At 74.3% G+C, this 20914-nt stretch carries 15 protein-coding genes; 5 read left to right on the forward strand and 10 right to left on the reverse strand.

Features of this window, described 5'->3' with window-relative positions; all coding sequences use genetic code 11:
* Positions 1-147 precede the first annotated feature (147 nt).
* Positions 148-1311: an acyl-CoA dehydrogenase family protein gene (locus AC07BF_RS08520; RefSeq protein ID WP_363579155.1), complete on the reverse strand. Its 1164-nt coding sequence runs from the start codon at positions 1309-1311 to the stop codon at positions 148-150.
* A gap of 138 nt (positions 1312-1449) precedes the next feature.
* Here AC07BF_RS08520 and AC07BF_RS08525 point away from each other — a divergent pair, with 138 nt between their 5' ends.
* Positions 1450-2127 carry a TetR/AcrR family transcriptional regulator gene (locus AC07BF_RS08525; protein WP_363579153.1) on the forward strand — a complete coding sequence of 226 codons (678 nt, stop codon included), beginning with the start codon at positions 1450-1452 and terminating at the stop codon, positions 2125-2127.
* Between the two features lie 59 nt (positions 2128-2186).
* Here AC07BF_RS08525 and AC07BF_RS08530 read toward each other — a convergent pair whose 3' ends face one another.
* From AC07BF_RS08530 to AC07BF_RS08565, 8 genes are all read right to left on the reverse strand, one after another.
* Positions 2187-3434: a nitric oxide synthase oxygenase gene (locus AC07BF_RS08530; protein WP_400843695.1), complete on the reverse strand. Its 1248-nt coding sequence runs from the start codon at positions 3432-3434 to the stop codon at positions 2187-2189.
* Positions 3435-3560: 126 nt separating this feature from the next.
* A complete protein-coding gene (locus AC07BF_RS08535) occupies positions 3561-4985 on the reverse strand; it encodes a sugar porter family MFS transporter (protein WP_363579150.1) in 1425 nt (474 codons plus the stop codon).
* A gap of 143 nt (positions 4986-5128) precedes the next feature.
* Positions 5129-6100: an L-histidine N(alpha)-methyltransferase gene (egtD, locus tag AC07BF_RS08540; RefSeq protein WP_363579148.1), complete on the reverse strand. Its 972-nt coding sequence runs from the start codon at positions 6098-6100 to the stop codon at positions 5129-5131.
* 45 nt (positions 6101-6145) lie between these two features.
* Positions 6146-6895, reverse strand: a complete 750-nt coding sequence (gene egtC, locus AC07BF_RS08545; protein ID WP_363630631.1) for an ergothioneine biosynthesis protein EgtC — start codon at positions 6893-6895, stop codon at positions 6146-6148.
* Positions 6895-8238 carry an ergothioneine biosynthesis protein EgtB gene (gene egtB / locus AC07BF_RS08550; protein WP_363579144.1) on the reverse strand — a complete coding sequence of 448 codons (1344 nt, stop codon included), beginning with the start codon at positions 8236-8238 and terminating at the stop codon, positions 6895-6897. The genes egtC and egtB overlap by 1 nt, the downstream gene beginning before the upstream one ends.
* The gene (gene egtA / locus AC07BF_RS08555) at positions 8235-9524 is read right to left on the reverse strand and encodes an ergothioneine biosynthesis glutamate--cysteine ligase EgtA (RefSeq protein ID WP_400984412.1); all 1290 of its coding nucleotides are present in this window, start codon (positions 9522-9524) and stop codon (positions 8235-8237) included. The genes egtB and egtA overlap by 4 nt, the downstream gene beginning before the upstream one ends.
* A 288-nt stretch (positions 9525-9812) precedes the next feature.
* Entirely contained in the window at positions 9813-10958 is a 1146-nt protein-coding gene (locus AC07BF_RS08560) for an aminotransferase class I/II-fold pyridoxal phosphate-dependent enzyme (protein WP_478333102.1), read from the reverse strand.
* Between the two features lie 73 nt (positions 10959-11031).
* Positions 11032-11496: an SRPBCC family protein gene (locus AC07BF_RS08565; RefSeq protein WP_400325588.1), complete on the reverse strand. Its 465-nt coding sequence runs from the start codon at positions 11494-11496 to the stop codon at positions 11032-11034.
* 276 nt (positions 11497-11772) lie between these two features.
* Between AC07BF_RS08565 and AC07BF_RS08570 the strand changes: the two genes are divergently transcribed.
* The 3 genes from AC07BF_RS08570 to AC07BF_RS08580 all read left to right on the forward strand — a co-directional run bounded on the left by AC07BF_RS08570 (position 11773) and on the right by AC07BF_RS08580 (position 18500).
* Positions 11773-12579, forward strand: coding sequence for an SAM-dependent methyltransferase (locus AC07BF_RS08570; RefSeq protein WP_363579137.1), 807 nt, complete (start codon positions 11773-11775; stop codon positions 12577-12579).
* Between the two features lie 157 nt (positions 12580-12736).
* On the forward strand, positions 12737-14851 hold the full coding sequence (locus AC07BF_RS08575; protein WP_478333103.1) for a putative bifunctional diguanylate cyclase/phosphodiesterase: 2115 nt from the start codon (positions 12737-12739) through the stop codon (positions 14849-14851).
* A 232-nt stretch (positions 14852-15083) separates the two neighbouring features.
* Positions 15084-18500, forward strand: coding sequence for a protein kinase domain-containing protein (locus tag AC07BF_RS08580; protein WP_363579133.1), 3417 nt, complete (start codon positions 15084-15086; stop codon positions 18498-18500).
* Between the two features lie 43 nt (positions 18501-18543).
* Here AC07BF_RS08580 and AC07BF_RS08585 read toward each other — a convergent pair whose 3' ends face one another.
* Positions 18544-19173, reverse strand: coding sequence for a GTP cyclohydrolase II (locus tag AC07BF_RS08585; RefSeq protein WP_363579131.1), 630 nt, complete (start codon positions 19171-19173; stop codon positions 18544-18546).
* 349 nt (positions 19174-19522) lie between these two features.
* Between AC07BF_RS08585 and gdhA the strand changes: the two genes are divergently transcribed.
* Positions 19523-20911 (forward strand): NADP-specific glutamate dehydrogenase, encoded by a 1389-nt coding sequence (gdhA, locus tag AC07BF_RS08590; protein WP_363579129.1) that lies wholly within the window; start codon positions 19523-19525, stop codon positions 20909-20911.
* Positions 20912-20914: the final 3 nt, after the last annotated feature.

A 20914-nucleotide genomic window follows, 5' to 3' on the forward strand; every position in this document is an offset into this window, starting at 1 on the left:
TATCCGGTTGAATCCGAGTGATCTCAGTGATCCGAGTGATCTGAGCAGTCGGGGTGATCCGAGCAGTCAGGACGGTCCGGGTGGTCAGGACGGTCCGGGTGGTCCGATTGACCCGTCCTGGCTGATCGGATGGGATGAACGGGCTGGTCAGAAGGCGTTGACCCCAGTGAGGGCGCGGCCGATGAGCAACTGGTGGATCTGGCTGGTGCCCTCGTAGAGGGTCATGACCCGCGCGTCGCGCAGGTACTTGCCGACCGGGTACTCGTCGATGAAGCCGTAGCCGCCGAACACCTGGAGCGCGTTGTTGGCGGCCCGGACGGCGGCCTCGCTCGCGTAGAGCTTGGCGACGGAGGATTCGGTGGCGAACGGCAGGCCGCGTTCGATGTGGTCGGCGACCTTCCAGGTGAGCAGCCGGGCGGCCTCGACGTCGACGGCGATGCCGGCCAGCAGTTCCTGGACGAGCTGGTGCGAGGCGATCGGGCGGCCGAACTGCTCGCGCTCGCCGGCGTAGCGGACGGCGGCCTCCAGGCAGGCACGGGCGATGCCGACGCAGCCCGCCGCGACCGACATCCGGCCCTTGGCGAGCGCGGACATCGCCACCCGGAACCCCTTGTCGACTTCGCCGAGCCGTGCGCTGTCGGGCACCCGGACCCGGTCGAGGGCGAGTTCGGCGGTGGCCTGGCCGCGCAGGCCGAGCTTGCCGTGGATCTCGGTGCGGGTGAAGCCGGGCAGGTCGGTGGGCACCAGGAAAGCGGTGATGCCCTTGTGGCCCTGCCGGTCGGGGTCGTCGCCGCCGGTGCGGGCGAAGACCAGGGCGACGTCGGCCCAGGTGCCGTTGGTGATGAACATCTTGGCGCCGCTGATCAGCCAGTCGTCGCCGTCCCGGACGGCACGGGTGCTGAGGTTGGCCGCGTCGGAGCCGGTGCCGGGTTCGGTGAGCGCGAAGCAGCCGAGCGACTCGCCCGAGGTGAGCCGGGGGAGCCAGTGCCGCTTCTGCTCCTGAGTCCCGTAGCCGTTGACGGACTTGGCGACCAGGCCGAGCGTGACCGAGACGATGCCGCGGACGGCCGAGTCGCCGCGGCCGAGCTCCTCCAGGACCAGGCAGTACGCGAGGTGGTCGCCACCGCTGCCGCCGTACTCCTCGGGGATGGTGAGGCCGAGGAAGCCGAGCCCGGCCAGTTTGCCGATGATCGCGCGGTCGACGGACTCGGCGCGGTCCCACGCGGCGGCGTGCGGAGCGATCTCGCGATCGGTGAAGGAGGCGGCGAGGTCCCGGACGGCGCTCTGCTCCTCGGACAGCTCCAGGTTCACGGCGGCTCCAGATCCATTAAACTAGCGCTGCAAGTTTTATGGAGGGACTGTAGCCCCGGCCGGCCCGCGCTGGGAAGGGGCGCCTGCCAGAATCGGTCCCCGCCCCACCCGACCGGAGGAACCGGAGGCAGCACCCCGATGGCCCGCCCGCGCACCCCGCTGCTCAGCCGCGAGCGCATCGTCGCCGCTGCTCTGCGGCTGATCGACGCCGAGGGCCTGGCGGCCCTCTCCACCCGCCGCCTCGCCACCGAACTGTCGGTCAGCGGTCCCTCGCTCTACAACCACGTCGCGACCAAGGACGAACTGCTGGACGCGGTGGTGGACAGCGTGATCGGCGAGGTCGACTTGTCGATGTTCGGCACTCCCGACGGCGCGCCCGACCGCTCGCCCGGCGGTAGGCCGACGCCCTGGCCGGACGCGCTGCGCGACTGGGCCCGCTCCTACCGCGCCGCCCTCGCCGCCCACCCCAACATCGTGCCGGTGCTCGCCCAGGGCCCGGGCCGCCGGCCGAACGCGCTGCGCCTGGCCGACGCGGTCTTCGGCCACCTGGTCGAGGCCGGCTGGCCGCGCGGCCAGGCCACCCGGATCGGCGCGCTGATGCGCTACTTCGTCACCGGCTCGGCGCTGGCCTCCTTCGCGGCCGGCTTCCCCGCGGACGCCGAGGTGTACGACGCGGCCGACTACCCGCACCTCGGCGAGGCGCACCGGCTGGCCGGGCATCGTGGGACGGTGGACGAGGGCGCCTTCGAGACCGGCCTGGAAGCGCTGCTCGACGGGCTCGTCCTGCGGTTCGACCGCCTCACCGAACGCTCCTAGACTCCGCCGCCGGCCTCCCCCCCCGTTCCGCCGTTTCCGCCGTTTCCTTCCCCGCCGCCTCACCAGGGCTCGCGCGGCAGGAAGGCCGGCCGCAGCGACGGGTCCACCGGGTCGTAGTACCGGTGGTAGACGGGCGTGAGCCCGCCGGAGACCGGGGGCACGATCCAGCTCCAGTCCGCCGGGGTCGGCCGGCCGAGCCGCTTCTCCTGGGCGACGTGCCGGAGGAAGCGTTCGGACTCGGTGTGGTGGTCGGCGATCGTCACTCCGGCCTCCTGGAAGGAGTGCAGCACCGCGATGTTGAGTTCGATCAGCGCGCGGTCGCGCCAGAGCGTGCGCGCGCTGGAGGTGTCCAGGCCCAGGCGCTCGGCGACGGTGCCGAGCAGGTCGTAGCGGTCGGCGTCGGCGAGGTTGCGGGCGCCGATCTCGGTGCCCATGTACCAGCCGTTGAAGGGCGCGGCCGGGTAGCGGACGCCGCCGATCTCCAGCGTCATGTCGCTGATCGCGGGCACCGCGTACCAGCGCAGGCCCAGGCCGGCGAACCACTCGTACGCGGGGTGGGTGAGCGGTACCTCCAGAGTGGTGTCGTCCGGCAGCTCGTACCAGTGCGGGCGCTCGCCGGGGTGTTCCTGGACGAGCAGCGGCAGCACCTCGAAGCGGTCCTCGGCGCACTTCCAGCCGAGGTCGCGGGCGCGGGCGGCGAGTTCGGTGCCGGCCGGGTCGCCGACGACGGCGTCGCCGACCCGGTGGCCGGCGTAGCGGACCAGCTGCTGGTTGACGATGCGGGCGGCCGGGCGGCCCGGGCGGTCGGGGGCGAACACCGAGACCACCGGGCGGATCCGTCCGCCGTTGCCGGCCAGCCGCAGGTGCTCGAAGCACTCGGCGGCGATGTCGTCGGCCGAGCCGAGGTGGCGCAGGTCGCGCACCACCAGACTGCGCCAGTACAGCCGGCCGATGCAGCGGGCGGCGTTGCGCCAGGCGAGCTTGGCGCCGTAGGCGAGTTCGGCGGGGGTGTGCTCGTAGCTGCCGGTGCGCTCGATCTCGTCGAGGACGGCCCGTATCCGGGTGTCCGGGGCCCCGGTGGCGGGCTGCTCGTGATGGAAGCGGCGGATGAACTCGGCGGCCTGCTCCGGGTCGGTGAACGGTGGTGGGGACGGCGGCGGGGATGACGGCGGGGGCGACGGTGTGGGCGACGGCCGGGCCGCGGCCGGGGAGTGGGTGTGGGCGTGGGTGTGGGCGTACGGGCAGCCGGCGGTGGCGGTGGCGGTGACGGCGGCTGGTCTGCGGGCGCGGAGCCGGTTGAAGATCAAGGACACATCCCTCCTGGCGAACAGGAGTACCGGAGGTGTCCGGGCCGCCGCAGGGAGTGAACGATTCGGCCCCCGCACCCGCGATGATCGCGCTAGGGTGCGGGGGCCGATGGTCGGACTGTCGGATCAGCCCATGTCCTCCAGCCGGACGCCCTTGGTCTCCTTCATGAACTTCGCCACGAAGACGATCGACAGCGCCGCGAACGCCGCGTACACCAGGTAGGTCGCCGACAGGTTCCAGCGCGACATCGACGGGAACGACACGGTGATCGCCCAGTTGGCGATCCACTGCGCGGAGGCGGCGACGGACAGCGCGGCGGCCCGGATGCGGTTCGGGAACATCTCGCCGAGCATCACCCAGACGACCACGCCCCAGGACATCGCGAAGAACAGCACGAAGGCGTTGGCGGCGACCAGCGCGACGGTGCCCTGGAGGTCGGGCAGCGTGACGTTGTCGCCGCTGCCGGTGGCGGAGGAGAACGCCCAGCCGGCCGCGCCGAGCGCGACGGCCATGCCGGCCGAGCCGATCAGGGCGAGCGGCTTGCGACCGATCCGGTCCACCAGCAGGATCGCGACCACGGTGCCGAGGATGTTGATGACCGAGCCGACGAAGCTGATCAGCAGCGAGTTGCTCTGGTCGATGCCGACCGACTGCCACAGGATCGACGAGTAGTAGAAGATCACGTTGATGCCGACCAGCTGCTGGAAGACCGACAGGCCGATGCCGACCCAGACGATCGGCAGCAGGCCGAAGCGCCCGCCGAGCAGGTCGCCGAAGCGCGGGCGGTGGTCGGAGGCGATCAGCCCCTGGACCTCGGCGATCCGGGCGTCGGTGTCGACGTCCTGGCCCTCGACCTGGGCGAGCACGGCGCGGGCGTCGTCCAGCCGGCCGGCCTGGATCAGGTAGCGCGGGGACTCGGGGATCACCGAGGCGAGGGTGAAGTAGACCGCGGCCGGGACGACGCAGATGCCGAGCATCCACTGCCAGGCCTCCAGGCCGAGCAGCTGGCCGCGGGTGTCGCCGCCGGCCGCGTTCGCCAGCAGCCAGTTGACCAGCTGGGAGATCGCGATGCCGAGCACGATCGCGGCCTGCTGGAAGGAGGCCAGCCGGCCCCGGTACTTGGTGGGCGCGACCTCGGCGATGTAGGTCGGGGCGATCACCGAGGCGATGCCGATGGCCGCGCCGCCGAGCACGCGCCAGAAGGCGAGGTCCCAGGCGGCGAAGGGGAGCATCGAGCCGATCGCGCTGACCGCGAACAGCAGCGCGCCCGCCTTCATGACCTTGATGCGGCCGTAGCGGTCGGCGAACCGGCCGGCCAGTGCGGCGCCGATCGCCGAGCCCAGCAGGGCGGAGGAGACGATCAGACCGGTCACGCCGTCGCCGACGCCGAACTTCTCCTGGATCCCGGAGACGGCGCCGTTGATCACGGAACTGTCGTAGCCGAACAGGAACCCGCCGAGGGCTGCGGCGGCGGTGATGAAGACGACGAAGCCGAGGCGGCCGGGCGCGGAGGCCTCGACCGCCCCGGAGGGCTGCTTGGTGACGCTCACGATCTTGACTCCTGGTACTCAACGCTGAGCTCGGTAGCCGAGATCGTAACCCTTATTCGTTTAAGTCTTGTACACCGGAAACCTCAATTTTTGCTCTGAGGATTCGTAAGGTGAACAAGCAAATTCAGCTGCGCCGACCGTGCCTACGCCGGGGCGGACAGTGACAGCCCGAACCGGCCCTCCTCGTCCGTCCACCAGTGGCTCAGCCGCAGCCCGGCCGCCGCCAGCTCGGCGGACACCCGCTCCCGGCGGAACTTGGCGGACACCTCGGTGCGCAGCTCCTCGCCCCGGTCGAAGTGCACCGGCAGGTTCAGCGCCGGGATCTTCACGGTCTGCGCGCGCAGCGAGCGCAGCCGCATCTCGATCCACTCCCGATCCGGGTCCCACCGCGCGACGTGCGCGAACGCGGTCGGGTCGAAGTCGGCGCCCAGCTCGCGGTTGAGCACGTTGAGCACGTTGAGGTTGAACTCGGCGGTCACCCCGGCCGCGTCGTCGTAGGCGGCGACCAGCACCGACGGGTCCTTGACCAGGTCGGTGCCGAGCAGCAGGAAGTCGCCCGGGTCGAGGGAGGCGCGCAGCCCGCGCAGGAAGGCCGCCCGCTCCTCGGGCAGCAGGTTGCCCAGGGTGCCGCCGAGGAAGGCGACCAGTCGGGGGCCGCCCTCCGGGGGCAGGCCGAGCCGGGCGGTGAAGTCGGCCAGCACGCCGTGCACGGCGAGCCCGGGGTACTCGGCGGCGAGCGCGACGCCGGCGGCGGTCAGCGCGCTCTCGCTGACGTCCACCGGGACGTACGTCTCCAGGGTGCCGAGCGCGCGCAGCGCGTCCAGCAGCAGCCGGGTCTTCTCGGAGGAGCCGGAGCCCAGCTCGACCAGCGTGCGGGCCCCGGTGGCGGCGGCGATCTCGCCGGCCCGGGCGGTCAGGATGGCCCGCTCGGCGCGGGTCGGGTAGTACTCCGGCAGCCGGGTGATCTCCTCGAACAGCTCGCTGCCCCGCGCGTCGTAGAACCACTTCGGCGGCAGCCACTTGGGTTCGGAGGTCAGGCCGTGCTGCACGTCGTGGCGCAGCGCGCTGCTGAAGTGGTCGGCGGGCAGCAGCCGGGTGAGATCAAATGTGTCCATGACAGGGTGGGTCCTCTGTTCAGAAGATGAAGGGGCGGTGGAGGATCAGTAGCGGCCGAGGAGCTGACGGACGGTGACGCCGCGCTCGTCGACCACCACCAGCGAGCCGTCCGGGACGGCCGTCCAGCCGGGAGCGTCGTCGTACGGCTCGGAGGCCACCACCGTGCCGAGCCCGGGCAGGTCGCGGTGGTGCAGGGTGTCGCCCCAGGCGGTCGCGGCGAGTGTGCGGCCGTCGGTGAGCAGCAGGTTGAGCCGGCCGGTGGTGTGCGCGGTGACGTCCGCGACGGTGCCCGCCAGCGCCTCGCCGAGCCCGGCCCCCGCCCGCAGCCGGTGCAGGACCAGGGCCCACAGCAGCGCCGAGTCGGAGCGTGCCTCCAGCTCCAGCAGCTCGGCCGGCGGGAGCAGGGCGGCCAGCGCGTCCAGCTTGCCCGGCCAGCCCGCCACCGCGCCGTTGTGGCTGAACAGCCAGCGCCCGGCCGCGAACGGCGCCGCCGCGCTCTCGCCCGCCGCGCAGCCCTCGGTGGCGGAGCGGACCGCCGCCAGCAGCGCCCGGGTGCGGATCACCCGGGCGAGGTCGGCGAACGCGGCGTCCGCCCAGATCGGCCCGTCCCGGCGGTAGCGGGCCGGCACCTCGTCGCCGTCCGCGTACCAGCCGAGGCCGAAGCCGTCCGCGTTGACCGTGCCGTACTGCTGCGCCCGGGGCGCCCAGGACTGCCGGTATAGGCCGTGCGGCGGGTGCACCAGCAGCTCCCGTGGCGCCACCGGCCCACCCAGGTAGGCGAGGTGGCGGCACATCAGGCCACCTCCAGGTCGCGGGCGGTGCGGAACCCGGCGAAGATCTGCCGCCGGACGGGGTAGTCCCAGTTGCGGAAGGTGCCCCGGCAGGCGACCGGCGCCACCGCGAAGCAGCCGCCGCGCAGCACCTTGTACTCCGGTCCGAAGAAGACCTCCGAGTACTCCTGGTAGGGCCAGGCCCGGAACCCGGGGTAGGGGCGGAGGTCGCTGGCCGTCCACTCCCACACGTCGCCAATCAACTGCCGTACGCCGTACGGGGATTCGCCCGCCGGGTAGCCGCCGGCCGGGGCCGGGCGCAGGTGTCGCTGCCCGAGGTTGGCGTGCTCGGCTCCGGGGGCCTGGTCGCCCCACGGGTAGCGGCGGGAGCGGCCGCTCGCCGGGTCGTGCCGGGCCGCCTTCTCCCACTCCGCCTCGGTCGGCAGCCGCCGTCCGGCCCACCGGGCGTAGGCGTCCGCCTCGTACCAGCTGACGTGCAGGACGGGTTCGTCCGCCGGGACGGGCTCCACCGTGCCGAACCGGCGCCGCAGCCACTGGCCGCCGTCCAGGCGCCAGAACAGCGGGGCGGTCAGGTCGGCCCGCCGCCGGTGCTCCCAGCCCTCGGGCGTCCACCAGCGCGGCTCGTCGTAGCCGCCGTCCGCGATGAACCGCTGGTACGCGGCGTTGGTGACCGGCGTGGTGTCCAGCAGGAAGGCGGGCAGCTCGACCACGTGCGCGGGGCGCTCGTTGTCCAGTGCCCACGGCTCGGTGTCGGTGCCCATCGTGAACGGTCCTGCGGGGACGAGCACTTCGGCGGGCAGCGCGGCCGCGTCCGCCGGGGCGGGCGGCGGCGGGGGAGCGGCCAGCGCAGGCTCCCCCGGGCGGAGCTGATGGGTGATCAGCATCGTCTCGTCGTGCTGCTGCTCGTGCTGGGCGATCATCCCGAACGCGAACCCGGCGTCCAGCAGCGGCGCCCCCTCCAGCGGACTGGCCGCCAGCAGGTCCAGCACCCGGCCGCGCACCTCGTGCGCGTACGCCCGGGCCTCGGCGGGCGCCAGCAGCGGCAGGCTCGGCCGCTCGGCCCGGGGGTGCTGGAAGGCGTCGTACAGCGGGTCGATCTCCGGGTGCATCGGGTCGCGGCCGCCGACGTTGCGCAGCAGCCAGAGTTCCTCCTGGTTGCCGATGTGCGCCAGGTCCCAGACCAGCGGGGACATCAACGGCGAGTGCTGGGCGGTGAGGTCGCCGTCCTCGACGCAGTCGGTGAGCGCGGCGGTGCGGGCGCGGGCGGCCAGCAGCTCGGCCGCGATGGTCTCGCGCAACTCCTCGGTGCCCGCCGCCGGGGCGGCAGGGGGGCGGACGTCGGTCATGGTGCGGCCTCCTCCGGAGGAGTGCGTCGGGTGCCGGAGCGCAGGGCGTCCAGCTGGTCGTCGGCCGGGCAGCGGCCGCGCGCGGGGTAGCGCTCGGCGAACTCGGCGACGGCGGCGCGCAGCCGACCGGCGCCGGGCAGGCGGCCCAGCGCGGCGTCGGCGGCGGCGAAGCAGGTCAGGGCGGCGCGGCGCAGCTCGGGATCGGCGACGGCCAGCGTCGCGGCCCGGCGCCAGACGTCGCTGCGCGGCGGGCGCGGACCGTCCGGGCGGCCCAGCGGCTCCAGCGCGGCGAGCGCGGCCTCGGCGGCCGGCACGTCGTCCAGCAGCGCGGTCACCAGGGCGGTGGGCACCACCCAGCCGTCCCCGGGCTGGGCGTCGATCATGCGCAGCTCCAGGTGGCCGTGCGGGCGCACCGGCGGGAACAGGGTGGTCCGGTGGTAGTCCAAGTCGCCCAGCGTGGGCGGGCGTTCGCCGCCGCCGCGGACCCAGTCGCGGAAGGTCAGGCCGGGTGGGGCCGTCCACGGCAGCCCCTCGGGGCGGCGCACGCACAGCACCTCGGCGTCCAGCACGTACTGCGCCCAGGCCTCGCGGGGGTCGCCGTGGTCCGGCTCCGGGGCGAGCGTGCGGGTCGGGTCCATCCGGGACCAGACGGTCTGCCGGGTGGAGCGGTGACCGGTCGGCCTGCCGTCCAGCAGTGGGGAGTTGGCGAAGGCGGCGACCAGGACCGGGCCGAGCAGGTGGGTCAGTCGCCAGCGGCGCTCCACCGCGTGCGGGCCGTCCGCGTCGCCGGCGTCCAGGCACACCTGCACCGAGGCCGTGCCGGTCATCATGATCCGGCCCCAGGGGCCGGCGGAGTCGAAGAACCGCTCCATCGCGAGGTAGCGGGGGTGGTCCAGGACCATCAGGCGGGGGCGGGCCAGCGGGTCCGTCCCGGTGCCGGTGAGGCGCAGGCCCTGCGCCGCGAAGGCGGCCCGCAGGGCGGTCAGATCGCGTCGGGTGTCCTCGACGCAGGCCAGGAGGCCGGTGGCGGGCGGGGAGCTGAGCTCGACCTGCCCGCCGGGTTCGAGCGTGAGCCGCGAGCCGGAGGGGAGCGAGGCTCCGTCCGGGCCGCCGAGTGGCAGCGACTCCAGTGCGGCGTGGACCAGTTCCGGTCGGACGGGCTTGCCGGGACATCGGTCGTCGTGGACGAACCACTCGACCTCGACGCCCACCAGCCGGGGCGGTCCGATCTTGAAGCAGACGCCCGACACGTGGCTGAGCGCCCCCGACTCGGTCAGCGGGGTCACCCCCGGCGGGGGCGCTGGGGGGCTCTGCCGGTCGGGCGGAGTGGTGCGGGATGTCGGTATCACCGGACTTACCATCCTCGGGGTCAGGATTGCGGCCCGAACTACCCTGCCCAGTCTGCTACGGAGCATGCGGGGGCGCTTCGCAAATATCGTGTGAACGTTCGTTTCTGCAGGTCAGGGGTGGCGCGATCGGGTGAATCCGGGGATCCGGGCGGCTTTCCGGGCGTGCGCGGGGGCGCCGGGCGGGACGTGCGCGGGGCTGCCGGGCGGGGTGGCCCGGTGGTTCGGTCACCGCCGGTCGAGGCGCTCCAGGACGGCGTCCAGCACCGGGCCCGGCAGGGCGTAGTTCAGCCGCAGCGCGCCCCGGCCGCCGGGGCCGAACTCGGCGCCGTCCGAGGCCTCCAGGCCGTAGCGCTCCAGCAGCGCCCGGCGGGCCCCGTCCGGTGGCAGCCCCAGGGCGGCGGCGTCCAGCCAGAGCAGGTAGGAGGACTGCGGCGCGGAGCGGACGGCGGGCCCCAGCCGGCCGGTGAGCCGGGCGCGGGCGGCGGCGAGGTGGGCGAGCAGCGCGTCCAGCCACGGCCCGCCCTCGGCCAGCGCCGCCCGCTGGACGGTCTGCTCCAGCAGACCGCCCTCCCAGAGGCCGAAGCCGGCCAGCACCTCGGTGAACCGGGCGCGCAGGCCCGGATCGGGGACGAGCGCGAAACTGCTCGGCAGGCCGGAGCAGTTGAAGGTCTTGCCGACCGAGTTCAGCGTGACCACCCGGGGCCGGAGCGCCGCGTCGACGGTGGCCACCGCCACCGGGTGGACGTACCCGGGGTGGGTGAGATCGCCGTGCACCTCGTCCGAGACCAGCAGCGCGCCGGCCTCCGCCGCCCGCTCGGCGAGGGCCCGCAGGTCGGCGGCCGGCCAGACCCGGGCGGAGGGGTTGTGCGGGCTGCTCAGCAGGACGGCTCCGGCCGGGTGGGGGAGCGGACCGTCCGGGAGCCGGTAGCCGTCCGGGCCGGCGGTCAGGGGCAGTTCCCGGTACGGGAGGCCGGCCGCCCGGCACAGCTGGGCGAAGCCGCCCCACTCCGGCGTCGGGAACAGCACCGGCGCCTGCGGGCGCACGGTCTCCAGCAGCAGGCGTAGGGCGGTGCGCGGGCCGCAGGGCAGCAGCAGCACCCAGTCCGGATCCACCTCGACGCCGTGCCGCGAGCGGTACCAGCGGGCCACCAGCGCCCGCCCGGCCGGGTCGCACACCGTGTACCCGTACGCGCGGTGGCGGGCCCGGCGCTCCAGCGCGGCGGCCACAGCCGGCGGTCCGGGCAGGTCCATGTCCGCCAGGCCCATCGCGATCACCCCGGGCGCCCCCGCGCGGGCCCACTTGCTGCTGCCCGTCCCGGTCCGGTCGAAGGGGGCCGCGAAGCCGAACGCGTCCGGTGCGGTGGTGGGCATGACGGCCTCCGGTGGTCGGGGGTGCGCCGCCACGCTAGAGCCGGACGGGTGCCGGCCGCCACCGGCCGCGTGGTCACCCGTTCGCCGGCCCGCCCCCGCTGCCCAGGTGTGCCGCCAGCCCCCGCCGCCCCCGGCGCATCATCACCGCGTGGTTGGCCCGGAACAGCGGGTGCAGGGGCAGGGCGAGGCGGCGCAGCAGGGGTTTGCCGGGGCGGGTGTCCTCCTCGAAGAGCACGCGGCTGCCCGGCCCGTCCGAGGTGACGGTGAATCGCGACCACCCGGTGAGATCGCCCCGCATGGCCGCCTCCAGCACTCCGGCGGCCGGGTCGCGCCGTCGCGCCTCCAGGCGGATCACCAGCCGGTACGGCAGCAGCGCGCGCACCACGAGGTCCCCGGACTCCTCGCCGGTCTGCCGGACTTCGAGGACCTCGGGCCACCACAGCGGGTAACTCCGTACGTCCTCCAGCGCCGCGTACACGTCGGGGGCCGGCGCCGCGAGTCGCCACATGCCCCGGAAGCGGTAGTGGTTGGGGTCCACGCGCCCCACCCTAGAGCGCCCCGGCCCGGGGCCGGCCCGTTTCGGTCGGGTTCCCTCGTCGACAGCCGGGCCCTACGGTGGCCCGGCCGTCGGCGGGACCGGTTCCGGTGAGACGGGAGGGGAACGCTCCGTAAACGTCGCATGCCAGGAGGGAGGTGTTCCGCTTGCAGCCGTTCGGGGTGCAGGGGAGGATCTTGTGTGCTTGTAGTCTCGTCTGTCACAGCAGTTGTCGCGAGGCACTGCATCCCCGGAAAACGGAGTGAAGGAGTCACAGGCATGCGGCGACCGAGCTGGGTACCGGAGGGCACGGACCTGGACAAACCGAACGCCGCGCGGGTCTACGACTACTACCTGGGGGGCTCGCACAACTTCGAGGTCGACCGGGAGATGGCGCGCAAGGCGATGGCCCTGTGGCCGGAGCTGCCGCAGATCATGCGCTCCAACCGGGCCTTCCTGCGGCGGGCCGTGTCCTACCTGGCCGAGCGCGGCGTCACCCGCTTCCTGGACATCGGCTCCGGCATCCCGACCTTCGGCGCGGTGCACGAGATCGCCCGCGCGATCCGCCCCGAGGCGACGGTCCTCTACGTGGACCGGGACCCGGTCGCCGTCGCGCACAGCCGCCTGCTGCTGGAGGACGACCCCGGCAGCGAGGTCGTCCAGGCCGACCTGCGCGACGTCCACGACCTGCTGGCCCGCCCCGAGGTGGCCGCGCTGCTGGCGCAGGGCGAGCCGGTGGCCGTCCTGCTGGTCGCCGTCGCGCACTTCGTCACCGACGACGAGGACCCGTGGAAGCTGATCGGCACGCTCCGTGACGCGCTCCCGCCCGGCAGCGCGCTGGTCCTCTCGCACGCCTCCCTGGAGGGCCGCCCGGACCAGGCGGAGGACCACCAGGAGCTCTACCGCAAGACGCCGACCCCGCTGACCATGCGCACCCACGAGCAGATCAGCGGGATGTTCGCCGGCTTCGAGCTGGTCGAACCGGGCGTGGTCTACCTGCCGCAGTGGCGTCCGGACCAGCCGGAGACGGTCGGCGAGCACCCCGAGCGGATGACCGGGGTGGCGGGCGTGGGGTTCCGCCCTTGAGCGGACGGATCGGGCGAGTGACCGACGGCCGCGGGCTCCGCGAAGCGGCCGCCGGTCACCCCGCCGTGCCCGCCGCGCGGACCACTGCGCCCCCCGCCCGGACCGCTGCCCGCGCCGGCCACCCCGCAGCGGTGACCGCGCGCACCCGGGTGGACGCATGAGCGCCGCCCCGGTGTCCGGCAGCGCCGAACGGTTCCACGAGGCCTGGGCGCGACTGCTTTCCGCCGACCACGGCACGGCCGTCCACCCCGGGCTGCTCGGCCGCCTCACCGCCCGGACCGCCGCCCTGCTCCACCGCGCGCAGCTGGGCGAGCCGTTCGAGCCCCGGCTGGCCGAGCAGGCCGGCGCGGAACTGGTCGACGCGCACTTCACCGACCCGGTGGTGCTGGCCCGGGCGGTGGAGCTGCTCCAGGCGCAGCCGCTCGGCGACGACCGCGGCCCGGCCCTGACCGGCGCCTTCGCGGCCGGCTGGGCCGCCGCCCTGCGCGAGCGCACGCTGCGGGAGCAGGAGGCGATCCGCACCGCCGCCGACACCGCCCGCAAGGAGGCCGAGCGGGCGCTGCGCGCCTCCGAGGCCCGGTTCCGGGCGCTGTTCGAGAGCGCCGCCATCGGGATCGGCATCGGCGACACCGACGGCAACATCCTGGCGGTCAACAAGGCGCTCCAGGAGCTGTTCGGCGCGAGCCCGGAGGACATGACCGGCCGCCGGGTCGGCGATCTCGTCCACCCCGAGGACACCCCGGGCGTGTGGGAGGCGTACGAGGAGCTGATCAGCGGCAAGCGGGACTACTTCCAGTTCGACAAGCCGTACTACCGCCAGGACGGCGAGGTGGTCTGGACCCATCTGACCGTCTCGCTGATCCGCGACGACGACGGCGTCCCGCAGTACCAGGTCGCGATGCTGGAGGACGTCACCGACCGCTACCGGCTCCAGGAGCGGCTGCGCCACCAGGCCACCCACGACCCGCTGACCGGCCTGCCGAACCGGGCGGCCTTCTTCGAGCGGCTGGAGAAGCTGTTCGAGGATCCGGATCCGGGCGCCAGGTTCGGCCTCTGCTACGTCGACCTCGACGGCTTCAAGGTGGTCAACGACAGCCTCGGCCACGACACCGGGGACCAGCTGCTGTCCGCCGTGGCGGCCCGGCTGAAGGCCGCGCTCAACCCGCTCGGCCACCTGGTGGCCCGGCTCGGCGGCGACGAGTTCGTGGTGCTGCTGGAGAACTGCCGGGGCGAGCAGGAGGCCGTCGCGGCGGCGAAGACGGTGCTCAAGGCGCTGGCCGGGCCGGTGCTGATCGGCGACCACAAGCTGGCCGTGGGCGCGAGCGTCGGCGTGCTGGAGCGGCGGGTGTCCACCACCACCCCGGGCGCGGCCGTCCGGGCCGCCGACCTGACGCTGTACCGGGCCAAGGAGGCCGGCCGCGGCCGCTGGACGCTGTTCGACCCCAAGGAGAACGCCCGCGCGGTCAGCCGCTACGCGGTGTCGGTGCGGATGCCGGCCGCCCTCGACCGGGGCGAGTTCTTCATCGACTACCAGCCGCTGTACGCGCTGGCGGACGGCCGGCTGGCCGCGGTGGAGGCGCTGGTGCGCTGGCGCCACCCGCAGCTCGGCGTCCTCGGCCCGGACGAGTTCGTGACCACCGCCGAGGAGACCGGGCTGATCATGCCGCTCGGTCGCTGGGTGCTGGAGCAGGCCTGTGGCCAGGCCGCGGACTGGGTCAAGCGGTTCGGCGACGCCGCGCCGCAGCTGAACGTCAACCTGGCGGTCCGCCAGGCGCGCAGCGCGGCGCTCGTCACCGACCTCGGCCGGATCCTCGACACGACCGGCCTCGAACCGGCCAGGCTGCAACTGGAGATCACCGAGTCGACCGTGGTCGGGCCCGAGGACGAGGCGCTGCGCACCCTGCACGGGCTGGTGGACCTCGGCGTGTCGCTGGCCGTGGACGACTTCGGCACCGGCTGGTCCAACCTCGCGTACCTGCGCGACCTGCCGGTCTCCGGGCTGAAGATCGCCGGTTCCTTCGTCGGAGACCTGCACGATCCGGAGAAGGACGAGTCCACCGGGTGGCGGATCGTCAGCGGCCTGGTGTCGATGGCGCACGCACTCGGGCTGACCGTCACCGCCGAGGGCGTGGAGACCCGCAAGGACGCCGAACGGCTGCGGACCATCGGCTGCGACTGGGCCCAGGGCTGGCACTTCGGCCGCCCGGTGCGGCCGGACGAGATCGCCCGCCGGATCGCCGAGGAGCCCCGGGGACGCCCGGTCGGGGGCTGACGCGTCGGGGGTGTCGGCTCCGCGGCCGAAGGGGACAGGGCCGGGCAGGTGGGGGAGGCCCGCGGCGGCGTTCGGCGGCGTTCGTGCAACCGCTCGGTCGCGTTCCGGAAAATCGGCCAACACCACGGCCCACCATGCGGGATGATGGCGCGTCAAAATCACCACCCGGGGCCGTGCGGCGCGCGGCTACGGCCCCGCGCCGGCCCCGGGAAGCGGGGAGGAGAGCGCCGCCATGGCCACACCGGAGGACGCCGGCCCAGCCGACGACGACCGACGAGGCCCCTGGCCGGAGAGCGGCCCCGGGGTCCGGCCCGAGCCCCCGACCAGGGCGGACCGGCGGCCGTGGGGGCGGCGCCTCGGTGTCGTGCCGGACCGGCCGTCCCGGCTCGGCGCCGTCCCGCGCACCCGGACGGACCCCGACGCCGCGACCGGGCGGGAGCCGGACGGCGGGGCCCGCTTCGACCCGGAGGCGCCGACCAGGGTCCAGCGGGCCGCGCCGGAGCGGGTCGACCCGGAGGCGCCGACCAAGGTCCAGCGGCGCGCGGGCACCGGGCGCGCCGCCGCCCCCGGCTGGGCCGACAACGTCGGCCCCGGGCCCAGCCGGAGGGGCGAGGGCCCCGTGGGCGGGGTGTCAGGGGGTGGGATATCGGCGGGCGGGGCGCCGGAGGGTGCGGGGCCCACCGGCGGACGGTTCGCGGGCGCTTTCCCGGACGCCCTGCGCGGCCGCTTCGACCCGCTCGGCGTGGCCGGCTCCGGCACCGAGGGCACCGTCTGGCACGTCCGGCGCACCGACGGCGGCGGCGAGGCCGCGGTGAAGGTGACGGCCGCCGGCCAGTCCATGGACGCCGACCTGCTCGGCTACCTGCGCAACGACGACTACCGCCGCCACGTCCCGCACATCGTCGACTTCGGGCGGGTCGGCCACCACGGCGCCGAACTCGACTGGGTGGCCATGGAGTACCTGCCGGTCACCCTCGCCGACCACTTCGCCGAACTGCGCGAGCGCGGCCGGTACACCGACCCGCGGGAGGCCGAGCGGATCGTCTACGAGCTCGTCGCCCTGCTCGACTTCTGGCAACGGCGGATCGAGCGCAACCCGCTGGACTTCAAGCCGGCCAACGTGCTGGTCCGCCCCGGCCGCGCGCCCGGGGAGTTCGTGATAGCCGACTTCGGCGGCGTCGCCCGGCTCACCGCCAGCCGCCGCTTCACGCCCGAGACGATCGTCACCATCCCGTACATGGCCCCCGAGCTCCTGGCCGGCCGCAATCACGAGGCCGGGCCCTGGTGGGCGCTCGGCAACGTCCTGTACGAGCTGTTCACCGGCCGCCCCCGCTTCCTCGGCGCGGACGGCCTGCTGATCAGCGACGAGGTGCTGCAACTGGAACTGGTCCTGGGGGACGAGGTCGACCTCTCCGCCCTCGCCGACCCCCGCCAACTGCTGCTCCTCCAAGGGCTGTTCACCAAGAACCCGGAGGACCGCTGGACCGCCCCGCAGGTCCGCAGCTGGCTGGCCGGCGGCAGCCCCGCGGTGGTCCGGCGACAGACCCGGGCCGACACCGGCCGCACCCACCGGCCGATCACCTTCCTCGGCTCCCCCTTCACCGATCCGGCCAAGCTCGCCGAGGTCCTGCTCAGGCGCTCCGGCGACGCGGCCCGCTGGCTCTCCGCCGGGGGAGCGGAGCGGCTGCGCGACTGGCTGCGCGACGACGTCCAGGACAACATCTTCGACCTGCACCACCTGACCGACGTCGCCCGGGCGCCCGGCTCCCGCCGCGACGCGGCGGGAGCCCTCGCGGTGCTCGCCTTCGGCGCCGCCTTCGCCCCCTCCGCCACCCCCTACTACCTCGACCGCCCGATCGACACCCCCGGGCTGGAACGCATCGCCACCGAACCGGACGGCGCCGTGTTCATCGACGCGCTGGTCCGGGGCGGCGCCCCGGCCGTCGCCGCCCGCTACGACTGCTTCCACCCTGAGTGCTCCGGCGAACACTGCTCCCGACTGCTCGCCCTGGCCCGGCTCCCGGACGTCCTGGCCGAAGTGGACCGTGCCGCCCGCACCGTCGGCGGCGGCCGGCGGGGCGGCGACGGGCTCAGCCCGCAGGAGCGCGAGGAGGCACACCGGCTGGTGGTGTGGCTGAGCGTGCGCCCCGAGGAGCGCGACCGGCTGCTCGGCCGGCTCTCGCCGCTGCCCACCGCCCTGCACCGGCTGCCGCTGCCCGAACGGATGGCGGAGCTCGCCGCCCTCGTCGCGGCGGTGGTGGTGGACGCGGCCCTGGCCGCCGGCTCCGGGATCCGCACGGCCGTACGCGCCGCGGTGCGCCGGCCCGCGCCGGACCCGACCGCCGCGCCGGAGGCGGTCCGGCGCCGCTGGTCGGCGTTGCGGCGGCGGGCGGTGGGCGCCGACCCGGGGGACGACGCCGGGCGCGCGGCCCTGGTCGCCGCCGAGACGCTGCGCCCGCGCGGCCGGGGCCGGGGCGAGCGGCCCGACGACGCGGATGGCCGGGAGGGCGGGGCCGGGCGGGAGAGCCGGGCCGGCCGGGACCGGTGGCTGGGGCGGCTGTGGCAGGGCGGGCGTGGACGGACGCCGGTGGACTGGGCGGCCCGGCTGCGGGCGTGGTGGCCGCACGCCCGGACCGGCCTGCCGCGCCGGGCGGGCGCCGTGCTGCTGCTGTTCCTCGCGCTCGGGTTGCTGCTGTGGGCGGGGGCGGTGTTCCGCTACCCCGTCGAGGCCGGGGTCCAGCTCAGGATCTCGCCGGACGGCGCCTTCGGCGGGCCGTTGAAGAAGGCCGGCGAGCACGCGGCCCAGCAGGTGGTCGGCCAACTGGGGGCGGCACTGGTCGCCGCCGCCGTCCTGGCCTTCTTCCCCGCCCGGGTCGGCCTCGGCACGGCGGCCCTGACCGGCGTCGGGGCCTTCGCCATCGGCTACCTGCGGCTCGGACCGCCGATGACGGGCCTGGAGATGCCGAGACCGGTGGCTGAGCGGGTGGTCATGTTCGAGGGCGGGATGGGCAGTTGGGCCGGCTTCGCGGCGGTGGCGGCGATCGTGGCGTCGTTCGCGCTGATCGAGCGCGCTGCGGACCGGTTGCTGAAGCCCGCGCACGAGGCCCGGCGGCAGGTGCGGGAGGCCTGGCGGCGGCTCGCCGGGCGGGGCGCGGCGGCACGGTGGGACGGCAAGCAGTGGCGGACGGGCCCCGTGGGCGCCCGTGACCGCGTGCTCTTCGCGCTCGGGAGCACCTGTGTGCTGGCCCTGCTGCTGTGGGCGGCGGTCGAGGTGCGGCTGGCGGCCACCGGGCACCACCCGACGCCGGACTCCTGGGGGACCGGCCGGACCGGCGCGGCCTACCAGTCCGGGTTCGTCGTCCTGCTGGCCGTCGTCTCCCTCGCGAGCACCCTGGGGACGCCGGGTACCGCCCGGGCGCTCCTCGGCTGCTGGATCCCCGCCACCCTGGTGCTCGGCGCCTGGCCCGGACCGCTCGGCCCGGTCGAGGCGCTGCGGATCCCGGTGTTCAAGGGGCAGCTCGCGGCCGTCGCGGAGTTCTGGGGGCACGGCGCGTTCTGGGCCGCGCTGCTGGTCGCGCTCCCGCTCGCGGCGTACGGGGTGCTGCGCACGGTCCGGGCGCGGGGGGCGGGTGCGGGGGTGGACGGCTGACGGCTGACGGTCCGGCCGTCATCCGGTCCGGCCGTCATCCGGCTCAGCCGACCAGCCGGGACAGTTCGATCGAGTGCCCGGTCCGCTCCACCTTCGCCCGCAGGTAGCGCACGTTGCTCGCGGACAGATGCACGCCGGTCGGCACCCGCCGCCGCACGGTGATCCCGAGGTCGGCCAGCTGCTGCGCCTTGTCCGGGTTGTTGCTCAGCAGGTCGATGCCGGTGGCGCCGAGGGTGGTGAGCATCTGGGCGGCGGCGGTGTAGTCCCGGCCGTCCTCGGGCAGGCCGAGCGCCGTGTTGGCGTCGTACGTGTCCAATCCGGAGTCCTGCAAGGAGTAGGCCTCCAGCTTGTTGTAGAGCCCGATGCCCCGGCCCTCCTGCCGCAGGTACAGCAGGTAGCCGCCGGCCTCGGTGATCCGCTCGACCGACTCGCGCAGCTGCGGGCCGCAGTCGCAGCGGTCCGAGCCGAAGACGTCGCCGGTCAGGCACTCCGAGTGCAGGCGCACCAGTGGCGTCCCGCCCTCCGGCACCTCGCCGAACGCGAGCGCCAGGTGTTCGGCGCCGTCGGCGAGGTCGTGGAAGGTGAGGGCCTCCGCCTCGGCGCGGTAGCCGTCGGAGAAGGTCAGCGGGATGCGCACACGCGAGCGCACCGTGGCGGGACCGGGCTGCGGCATGGGTGGGCCTCCGTCGATGAGGAGATGGGTCGGCGAACCGACGAACCGATGGGGTCGAGAGGGGCGGACCGGGTGGCCCGGGGTGGAGCGGATGTCGATGACCGTACTCGGTAGTTCCAATTTGAACAACTAAATACCGCCCGTGCCCGATGCGACTACGGACCGTGGTTCAGCCGGGCTCCGTGCGGACGCGAGGGCGCTGGTGGATCGTACGGTCCGCGAGGCGTGGGGGTTTCAGCATGTGGATGCGTCGGGAGCCGGACTGTGGACACTGCGAGGATTCCCCCGTTTCCTGGGCACGGGAATGCCTCGCGAACGAGCACCGACGACCACGGAAGGTCCTGATCAGATGCCCACAACCCCTCCCGCCGCCACCTCCCCGACCTCCTTCGACGCCGAGCAGCGCGTGATCGAGGCGCTCTACGCGGACGTGGTCCGCCGGAACAGGGGTGAGACGGAGTTCCACCAGGCGGTCCACGAGGTCCTGGAGACCCTCGGGCCGGTGCTCGCCCGCCGTCCCGAGTTCGTCGACGCCCGGATCATCGAGCGGATCTGCGAACCCGAGCGGCAGCTCATGTTCCGGGTGCCGTGGACGGACGACTCCGGCGACATCCACGTGAACCGGGGCTTCCGGGTGGAGTTCAGCAGCGTCCTCGGCCCGTACAAGGGCGGGCTGCGCTTCCACCCCTCGGTGAACCTCGGCATCGTCAAGTTCCTCGGCTTCGAGCAGATCTTCAAGAACGCGCTCACCGGGCTGTCGATCGGCGGTGGCAAGGGCGGCTCCGACTTCGACCCCAAGGGCCGCTCGGACGCCGAGGTCATGCGGTTCTGCCAGTCCTTCATGACCGAGCTGTACCGCCACCTCGGCGAGCACACCGATGTCCCCGCCGGGGACATCGGCGTCGGCGGCCGGGAGATCGGCTACCTGTTCGGCCAGTACAAGCGGATCACCAACCGCTACGAGACCGGCGTGCTCACCGGCAAGGGCCTCGGCTGGGGCGGCGCGCAGGCCAGGACCGAGGCGACCGGCTACGGCTGCGTGCTGTTCACCGCCGAGATGCTGCACAGCCGCGGCGAGAGCCTGGACGGGCGCCGGGTCGTCGTCTCCGGCTCCGGCAACGTCGCCATCTACGCGATCGAGAAGGCGCAGCAGCTCGGCGCGACCGTGCTCACCTGCTCCGACTCCACCGGCTACGTGGTGGACGAGAAGGGCATCGACCTCGCGCTCCTCAAGGAGGTCAAGGAGGTCCGGCGCGGCCGGGTCGCCGACTACGCCGAACTGCGCGGCAGTCACGTCCGGTTCGTCGAGGGCCCGGGCGTGTGGAGCGTGCCCTGCGACGTCGCGCTGCCCTGCGCCACCCAGAACGAGCTGACCGAGACGGACGCGCTGGCCCTGGTGCGGGGCGGGGTGCTGGCGGTCGCCGAGGGGGCCAACATGCCCACCACCCCGGAGGCGGTCCGGGTGTTCCAGGAAGCCGGGGTGGCCTTCGGCCCGGGCAAGGCGGCGAACGCGGGCGGCGTCGCCACCAGCGCCCTGGAGATGCAGCAGAACGCCTCGCGCGACTCCTGGACCTTCGCCCGCACCGAGGAGCGGCTGGCCGGGATCATGAAGCACATCCACGACTCCTGCTTCACCACCGCCGAGCGCTACGGCCACCCGGGCGACTACGTGGTGGGCGCGAACATCGCCGGCTTCGAGCTGGTCGGGGACGCGATGCTGGCCCAGGGCCTGATCTGAGCC

This window comes from Kitasatospora sp. NPDC043950 (genome assembly GCF_056435345.1).

Bases quoted from the DNA above. Each gene is read 5' to 3' on its own strand.
- AC07BF_RS08525 (WP_363579153.1), top strand. From the start codon at position 1,450: ATGGCCCGCCCGCGCACCCCGCTGCTCAGCCGCGAGCGCATCGTCGCC.
- egtD (WP_363579148.1), bottom strand. From the start codon at position 6,100: ATGGACACATTTGATCTCACCCGGCTGCTGCCCGCCGACCACTTCAGC.
- egtC (WP_363630631.1), bottom strand. From the start codon at position 6,895: ATGTGCCGCCACCTCGCCTACCTGGGTGGGCCGGTGGCGCCACGGGAG.
- egtB (WP_363579144.1), bottom strand. From the start codon at position 8,238: ATGACCGACGTCCGCCCCCCTGCCGCCCCGGCGGCGGGCACCGAGGAG.
- AC07BF_RS08560 (WP_478333102.1), bottom strand. From the start codon at position 10,958: ATGCCCACCACCGCACCGGACGCGTTCGGCTTCGCGGCCCCCTTCGAC.
- AC07BF_RS08570 (WP_363579137.1), top strand. From the start codon at position 11,773: ATGCGGCGACCGAGCTGGGTACCGGAGGGCACGGACCTGGACAAACCG.
- AC07BF_RS08575 (WP_478333103.1), top strand. From the start codon at position 12,737: ATGAGCGCCGCCCCGGTGTCCGGCAGCGCCGAACGGTTCCACGAGGCC.
- AC07BF_RS08580 (WP_363579133.1), top strand. From the start codon at position 15,084: ATGGCCACACCGGAGGACGCCGGCCCAGCCGACGACGACCGACGAGGC.
- AC07BF_RS08585 (WP_363579131.1), bottom strand. From the start codon at position 19,173: ATGCCGCAGCCCGGTCCCGCCACGGTGCGCTCGCGTGTGCGCATCCCG.
- gdhA (WP_363579129.1), top strand. From the start codon at position 19,523: ATGCCCACAACCCCTCCCGCCGCCACCTCCCCGACCTCCTTCGACGCC.